Annotated in this window: 8 protein-coding genes and 1 pseudogene; 4 read left to right on the forward strand and 5 right to left on the reverse strand. The window is 57.2% G+C overall.

Annotated elements, in window-relative coordinates; genetic code table 11:
- Positions 1 to 257, reverse strand: a pseudogene (locus JHD62_RS20745) (hypothetical protein); the annotation flags it as partial.
- A gap of 252 nt (positions 258 to 509) precedes the next feature.
- Between JHD62_RS20745 and JHD62_RS20750 the strand changes: the two are divergent.
- Positions 510 to 1,193: a M24 family metallopeptidase gene (locus JHD62_RS20750; RefSeq protein WP_199104477.1), complete on the forward strand. Its 684-nt coding sequence runs from the start codon at positions 510 to 512 to the stop codon at positions 1,191 to 1,193.
- Positions 1,194 to 1,259: 66 nt separating this feature from the next.
- On the opposite strand, the gene JHD62_RS20755 is transcribed toward JHD62_RS20750, so the two are convergent.
- On the reverse strand, positions 1,260 to 1,724 hold the full coding sequence (locus JHD62_RS20755) for a DUF2846 domain-containing protein (protein ID WP_370541105.1): 465 nt from the start codon (positions 1,722 to 1,724) through the stop codon (positions 1,260 to 1,262).
- A gap of 196 nt (positions 1,725 to 1,920) precedes the next feature.
- Between JHD62_RS20755 and yjjJ the strand changes: the two genes are divergently transcribed.
- On the forward strand, positions 1,921 to 3,225 hold the full coding sequence (gene yjjJ, locus JHD62_RS20760) for a type II toxin-antitoxin system HipA family toxin YjjJ (RefSeq protein ID WP_199104478.1): 1,305 nt from the start codon (positions 1,921 to 1,923) through the stop codon (positions 3,223 to 3,225).
- A 25-nt stretch (positions 3,226 to 3,250) separates the two neighbouring features.
- Here yjjJ and JHD62_RS20765 read toward each other — a convergent pair whose 3' ends face one another.
- The gene (locus JHD62_RS20765) at positions 3,251 to 3,946 is read right to left on the reverse strand and encodes a hypothetical protein (protein ID WP_199104479.1); all 696 of its coding nucleotides are present in this window, start codon (positions 3,944 to 3,946) and stop codon (positions 3,251 to 3,253) included.
- A gap of 748 nt (positions 3,947 to 4,694) precedes the next feature.
- Between JHD62_RS20765 and JHD62_RS20770 the strand changes: the two genes are divergently transcribed.
- Together JHD62_RS20770 and JHD62_RS20775 are read left to right on the forward strand one after the other, a co-directional pair.
- Positions 4,695 to 4,943 carry a hypothetical protein gene (locus JHD62_RS20770; RefSeq protein WP_199104480.1) on the forward strand — a complete coding sequence of 83 codons (249 nt, stop codon included), beginning with the start codon at positions 4,695 to 4,697 and terminating at the stop codon, positions 4,941 to 4,943.
- Positions 4,937 to 5,257, forward strand: a complete 321-nt coding sequence (locus tag JHD62_RS20775; RefSeq protein ID WP_199104481.1) for a type II toxin-antitoxin system PemK/MazF family toxin — start codon at positions 4,937 to 4,939, stop codon at positions 5,255 to 5,257. The genes JHD62_RS20770 and JHD62_RS20775 overlap by 7 nt, the downstream gene beginning before the upstream one ends.
- Positions 5,258 to 5,425: 168 nt before the next feature.
- On the opposite strand, the gene JHD62_RS20780 is transcribed toward JHD62_RS20775, so the two are convergent.
- The gene (locus JHD62_RS20780) at positions 5,426 to 6,304 is read right to left on the reverse strand and encodes a hypothetical protein (protein ID WP_199104482.1); all 879 of its coding nucleotides are present in this window, start codon (positions 6,302 to 6,304) and stop codon (positions 5,426 to 5,428) included.
- The coding region (locus JHD62_RS20785; protein WP_233161137.1) for a hypothetical protein at positions 6,301 to 6,725 on the reverse strand (425 nt) is incomplete at its 5' end. The genes JHD62_RS20780 and JHD62_RS20785, both read right to left, overlap by 4 nt.

The following is a 6,725-nucleotide window of genomic DNA, read 5'->3' on the forward strand; positions in this document are numbered from 1 at the left end:
CGCAGGATCTGGCCTTTGCCTGCCTCATCCAGCTCGCGGCTGTCGGCAGCAAACGGAATGAAAGACGGGTTGGCTGCCATATTGGCATCAATCTTCTTCTCCAGCGCGGCCTTGGCCAGGGCTGCACTGTCCACCACCGGCTTGGCCGCTTGCGGTGCCACGGCTTGCGGGGCAACGGCCGGGGCTTGCGGCGCTTTGTGGCTGGAACAGGCAGACAGGGCAACAGTGGCAAGGCAGCAAAGCAGAATGCGTTTCATGTTGGTTTTTTCCAGTAGGGGAAGAGGAGGGTCCGGTAATGCACCCATGCGCGGCACAGCGCCGCCTGTCTGTATAACGCGGTTAATCCCGCTGGGATGACAAGCCTGTATGGGAATTTGCTAATGTAATGCAGCAGATGCCGCGTCCATGTCGCCGCCGGGGCAAATGATGGCGAGCAAGGGCAGCCCGCCATGCTGCTGGCCATGCTAGTTTTGTGGCTGGTTTCCATACTTTCCCGCACAGGAGGTGACATGCCAGCCACCGTGACACCCGGCCCGCAAGCCGTTGGCCCGCAGTATTCGCTTGGCAAGATGCTGCACGCCCGCGACCGCACCTTTGATGCGATTCACCGCATTGCCGCGCAAATTAAACCCGGCATGACCGAACAGCAAGCCAAGCAGGTGGCCAAGACCACGCTGGAAGACATGGGCATGGAACGCATCTGGCACGCCATCGTCATCCGCTTTGGCAGTAGCACGCTGAAAACCTTCAACCAGAAAAACGACCCGGACAATGTGCTGGGCGAGGACGATATCTATTTCATCGACCTGGGTGTGGTGTGGGATGGGCACGAAGGGGACAGCGGAGCCAGCTTTGTCACCGGCAATAACCCGGCCATGCGTGCCTGCGTGGATGCCTGCCATGCCTTGTGGCAGATGGTGAGCCAGCACTGGCAAGCCACCGGCTGTGCCGGGACTGCGCTATACGACTATGCTGCCGAGCGCGCGGCAGCGCTGGGCTGGCAGCTGAATCTGGAAGTGCGGGGCCACCGCGTGTCCGACTTTCCGCACGCCATTTATCAGGCGGGCAAACTGGGCGACTTTGCCGACTGTCCGGACGCCGGTGTGTGGATTCTGGAAATCCAGATCCGCCATCCATCCCTGCCTTACGGCGCGTTTTACGAAGACCTGCTGGTACGCCAGCCCGCGCCATGACGCCAGCGCAGCATGCAAAACGCCGGCAAGCGCCGGCGTTGACATGTGTGACAGCCCGTTGCCAGATCAGGGCGTGCCGTCGCAATGGCCGCCCTTGGCCAGTTCCAGCTTCAGCACGTCAGCCTTGCCTTCTTCTTCCGTCACCGGCTCCAGCCCGGCACCGCCCACAAACACGCCCAGCTTGATGTACTGGCGGACAAAGTAGTTACGGCCCGTCTCGGTCATCAACTCGATGGTGTTGGCAGAGAATTCCGATTCAGTGTCCAGCTTGTGCATCATCCCGCCAGCCACCTCGGTGCGGAAGAACACGTCCGGGCCGCTTTCACCCACACACTTGCCATCAACAAAAATGTCTTTCTTCAGCGCCTTGCCCACAAAGCTGTTGCGGTAAATGTAAAGCCCGGCCTTGCCTGCGGAAGGGGCGGCAAAAGTTTTGGCGCGGGCGGATTCTTCTTTGGACGCCATGTCGACCGAGGCACAGCCGGTCAGCAGTGCGGCAGCGATAAGGGCAGCAGCGGTGCAAATCTTCACAACATTCTCCAGTGATGCGTTAACAAATATTTACATTTTACCGGATTATTCCCACGTCATGAAGATTAATGACAAATAATTTATCCGCTGCACTGTCATTACCAGGCAGGTACTGACAAATGCCCAACTGGTGACGACTGCCCCCGTATTTACTACAATAGCTATTCATTTATCTATTCAATTATTCATTCATGCCATGTCACGTCATGCCGAAACCCTGCGCCAGCAACTGGCTGGCGGACTGCGCACCGCGCGGCAACTTGTTGAAATAACAGGGCTAAGTCAGCCAACGGTGTCCCGTGCGCTGGCAGCGCTGGGTGACGAGGTGCTGCGCCTGGGGGCCGGGCCAGCTATTCACTACGCACTGCGTGATAGCTCCCGCAGCCAGTTGGCGGTGCCGGTTTATCGTGTCAGCGATGCCGGGCAGATCGTGGAGCTGGGCCACCTGCGGCCGGTGAGGCCAGACGGCTTTGTCATGCAACAGACCGATGGCGTATGGCTGCACAGCAGCGGGCTGCCGTGGTGGCTGGAGGACATGCGACCGCAAGGCTACCTGGGCCGCGCCTATGCAGCAGCCCACGCCGCCAGCCTGGGCCTGCCCGCCAATCCGGAGCACTGGGGCGATGCCGACATCCTGCGCGCCTTGCTGGCCCATGGTCATGACATCATTGGCAACCTGCTGATTGGCGACGCCGCCCGTCAGCACTTCCTGTCCATGCCGCAGCCACAGCCGGTGCAGCGAGCCGCGCACTATCCGGCGCTGGCGCTGGCTGCCAGCGCGGGCGAGCTGCCCGGTTCGTCTGCCGGGGGCGAACAACCCAAGTTCTGCGCCTATACCGAGCACGGCCATGTGCTGGTGAAATTCACTGCTGCCGAAGACAACGCCGTCAGCCAGCGCTGGCGCGACTTGCTGCTGGCTGAGCACCTGGCATTGGCCGTGCTGGGCGTCAGCACCAGCTTGTGGGATTTCGGCAGCCAGCGCTTTCTGGAAGTACCGCGCTTCGACCGCATCGGCCCGCTGGGACGGGTGGCGGTGTTCTCCTTGCGTGCGCTGGATGCCGAATTTGTCGGCGCCGCCCATGCACCGTGGCCGGTGGTGGTGCAGCGGCTGGTGGCGGCGGGCCATGTCACGCCCCAGTCTCACGCCGGCGCCGCCTTGCTGTGGGCGTTTGGCACGCTGATTGGCAATACCGACATGCACAGCGGCAACCTGTCCTTCACCAGCCTGCATGGCCGCCCTTACCAACTGGCCCCGGCCTACGACATGTTGCCCATGGCCTTTGCCCCGCGTGGCGGTGGCGCACTGGCCGACACCTTGCCCGAGGCCAATCTGCGCGCGGAAGTGCCCGCCGACATCTGGCGGCAAGCACTGACGCTGGCGCAAGACTTCCACGCCCGGCTACTAGCGCATGACGGTTTCTCCGACCGTTTTACTCCTTGTATTGCCGCATTGGGCGCGCATATCGACACCGCCGCTGCGCGCATTGCACGACTGGGCTGACCCTGGCCCGGCACGCCGCCGGGTTTTACTCCGGTCCCGTTGTCCGGCCTTCCGCCGCCTCCACCCGCCACGCCTGTTTGTTCATCCGTCTGGCCAATAGCTGATGGCAAGCCTCCGCCAGCCGCAGCAGCTCGGCATTGCTGCTGGGTAAACCATCCGGGCTGGCAATGTGCTGGGCCAATGCCTGCAAGGGCGTGGCCTGACTATTGAGCGTCACCAGTCGGCCATGCGCATGGCGGCTGGCGTGGTTGGGGGTGAAGCGCAGCGTCAGCAGCCAATGGCCGTGCTGCCAGCCTTGTCCCTGTTCCAGTACCGCACGTAATACCGCATGGCTGATCTGCTGCCCGGCCTCCGCAGCCATGGCCAGTGCCTGGTCGTGGCGTGGCGCATCGCTTGGGCGTTGCTGCAGGGCGGGGAGGATTTGGCGGTTCAGCCAGTGGCGCAGCCGTTGTGTAGCGGGGCGATGGCATTGCAGCAGTGCACGTTGCAGGGTGGCTTCAGGCCAGTAGATGTCTGTGTTGCTGTGCTGCTGGTGGGTGCAGTGCTGGGTGGTGAGCAGTTGTTGTAGTCGTTGGCGTAGTCGGCTGCCGAACAGGGCAAGGATGTCGTCGGCGCGCAGGCAGCAGGTGTGGGGGTGGAGGTGCAGGCGGATGGGTTTGCCGAGGTAGAACAGGGTAAGGGGAGGGGGATGCTTGCTTGTGTTTGATCCGGTATTTGCCATGACTAGGCCCTCTGGTGAGTGATGAAGGCTGCCATGCGCGTCGCCAAACGCGGGTGGCAGGCCGAAGCGGGGTTGGCGAACCGGCACCAGCACCGGCAGACCGATAAGGTCTCCCCACTTGGCCCGCCATTGAAGGATGCAGACGCAAGTGAGAAAAGCCGCTGAATGCGGCTTTTCTGTACTGGTGTAACTGGGTCGCCAAACCCGGATGCATGTTTGGAATGCAACCCGGAAAGGCTACGCAGTGAGACCAGCAGCGGCAAGGGTAGAGGGGCGCGGAGACACTGGCAAGAGGTGCAGGTAAGGGGTTTGAATCCGCTGCGCGGATGATGTTTTGTCTTGCCGCTTCCGCGCGGCGGACGGGAAGGAGGGCTTGCCTGGCCAAGCCCTCCTTCACCTCCAAGGCCACCCCACAAGCATGGCCTGCGGCTGCCCGACAGGCCCCGTCCGGAGCGAGGCGCGCCTGAACTCGCGATTTGCTAACGTCAAATCGCTCAAACAGGGCAGGCGCTTAAGACCTCGCCCCGGCCACCCGTCGGCATGCTTGACGGGGCCCGGGGTGGCATCGGTGCGGTGGTTTTCGATTGGGGAAATGGATTTATTCGGCAGCGTTGTACGGTGGATCGCCCCCTTCGAGGCAAGAAATGTTGGCTGCGACATGATTTGTTGACATGCAGCATTTGCTGATGTAATAACAAAGTTATAACATTAATCAGCAGTGTGCCTGCACACCCACAAGGAGAACGTGATGAAAGCCATGCTAAGGAAAATGGGCAACTCGCAAGGGGTCATCATTCCCAAGGCGTTGATTACCCAGTTCGGCTTTGACGGCGAAGTTGAAATGACGGTAACGCCAGAAGGCATCATGCTGGCCAAGCCCAAAGTGCAAGTCAGGGCAGGTTGGGCTGAAGCCAGTCAGGCAGTGGCTGATGCCGGAGACGATGCGCTGGTTTACCCGGACTTCGGTAATGACGGTGATGAGGCGCTGACATGGTAAGGCGCGGTGAAGTCTGGTTAATTAATCTTGACCCGACCGTCGGTAGCGAAATTCGGAAAACCCGCCCCTGTGTGGTGGTGTCACCGGCAGAGATGCACGACTATCTGCGCACGGTCATCGTTACCCCCATGACCACAGGTAGCAAACCCGCGCCATACCGGATACCGGTCACATTTCAGGGCAAGCAAGGCCTGATATTGCTGGATCAGATTCGTGTGCTGGACAAGACCCGACTGGTCAAGAAGCTAGGTGAGGTGGAGAACGAAACGCTGACAGCAACACTGGAAACCTTGCAGGAAGTGTTTGCCATGTGAGTGTTGCGAAGGCTGCAATCCTTTGGCTGGTGCGGTATCGCGCAGGATATGAAGCCTGGCTTGCATCCGCCGCACACAGGCGATTACTTACCTCGCCCGGTTACCCGTTCGCATGCTTGATGGGGGGCGTTGGTGTTGTGGGCTTTGATAGTGACAGGCTAGCGATAACTACTGGCCAATATAGACTTTCTTCTCTTTATCCCACTGATAAGTTCTATGCCATGTTCCATTTTTTTCACGTAACAGAATATTTTTATAGCCATGCGTTTCTTTGTTTGAAATGATCAGATAGTTTTTGGCAAAGGTTTCTTCAACCATCTGTTTTGTGTGCTTGCTATTCCATTCCCCTTCAATCGATTTGAAATAACTCATCGGGGCAGAAAAGACGACTTTCAGCTTGTCATTAAACTGGGAAATCAAATACAGTCCAGATGAAGTGCTGCTGCCACTGCCAGCAAAATTGTTTCGCCACTCGGCATTAATGCCAAATGTTGGATTTTCTTTATTGATGCGATAGGGCGTATTGTCAATATATGTCCACACATCTGGAAATGAACTACCTTTGTTACATGCCTTGAAGTTGCTCAGGCAGTCAGCATCATTGCCGTCTATGTTGGATGCAGTCCAGTCTACCTTGTCAGTCACTGGCATCTCTGTTTTAGCCAATAGCATATACGCTGATTGCTTTTTTGTTATTTCCAGTCCAAAAACACCAACATAGAGCTCCGAGCTTTCGTTTGAGCAGCCGTCTGTTCGAAGATCAAGCAGACGCCTTGAAATGCCATCCTTGGTGGTGCAAAGCGCAACAATGAATTTCCCATTTTCTCCAGGCCACGGTTTGATGATTGCACCAACAAATGCTGACTTATCCTTTTGGGGTGCTATTGTTCGTATCAGGAAATCTGAACTCCAGCCGGTTGGCAATTTTTCTTCAAATGATTTGTAAGGTTCTTTGATGGGCTTGCTGGTGACTTTGATTGTTGCTGCATGGTCGGGGTTGCTCAGTAGGGCAAAAAAAACTGCAATGACTTTTATCGAGTGGGTCACTTTTTATTCCTTTGTGGAGAAAAATCAACAGTAATTGATTTTGTAATCATATTTTTCCCGTTATTTCTCGTTATGTTTTTGGTAATGCTTCTGTCGGCCAGCCTGCTGTTAAGTAAGAAATTGGCAAGAAAAATTGCGAATCCTTGTCTGTCAAAGTATCCATTTCCACCGCCATTTACCATTACGGAAACACGGCCAATCACTTCACTTGCTAGCCCTCTATCCGCATGGCGTGATATATTAATCAGCCCGGTTTTTGCATTTATTATCTTTGAGACCCAATACCACCCCCCACTGTCAGCGCTGTTATAAGGAATTTCCACTAACCTGTCTGGGTCGTATCGAGGGTACCACTGTTTTTGTATTGCTTTCTTGTTAGTCCTTCTTTCTTCATCTTTTGGATTCCCCCAGTAGTGGGTAC

It is taken from the genome of Aquitalea sp. ASV11 (genome assembly GCF_016429185.1).
Lineage (GTDB): Bacteria > Pseudomonadota > Gammaproteobacteria > Burkholderiales > Chromobacteriaceae > Aquitalea > Aquitalea pelogenes.

Bases quoted from the DNA above. Each gene is read 5' to 3' on its own strand.
- JHD62_RS20750 (WP_199104477.1), top strand. From the start codon at position 510: ATGCCAGCCACCGTGACACCCGGCCCGCAAGCCGTTGGCCCGCAGTAT.
- yjjJ (WP_199104478.1), top strand. From the start codon at position 1,921: ATGTCACGTCATGCCGAAACCCTGCGCCAGCAACTGGCTGGCGGACTG.
- JHD62_RS20765 (WP_199104479.1), bottom strand. From the start codon at position 3,946: ATGGCAAATACCGGATCAAACACAAGCAAGCATCCCCCTCCCCTTACC.
- JHD62_RS20770 (WP_199104480.1), top strand. From the start codon at position 4,695: ATGAAAGCCATGCTAAGGAAAATGGGCAACTCGCAAGGGGTCATCATT.
- JHD62_RS20775 (WP_199104481.1), top strand. From the start codon at position 4,937: ATGGTAAGGCGCGGTGAAGTCTGGTTAATTAATCTTGACCCGACCGTC.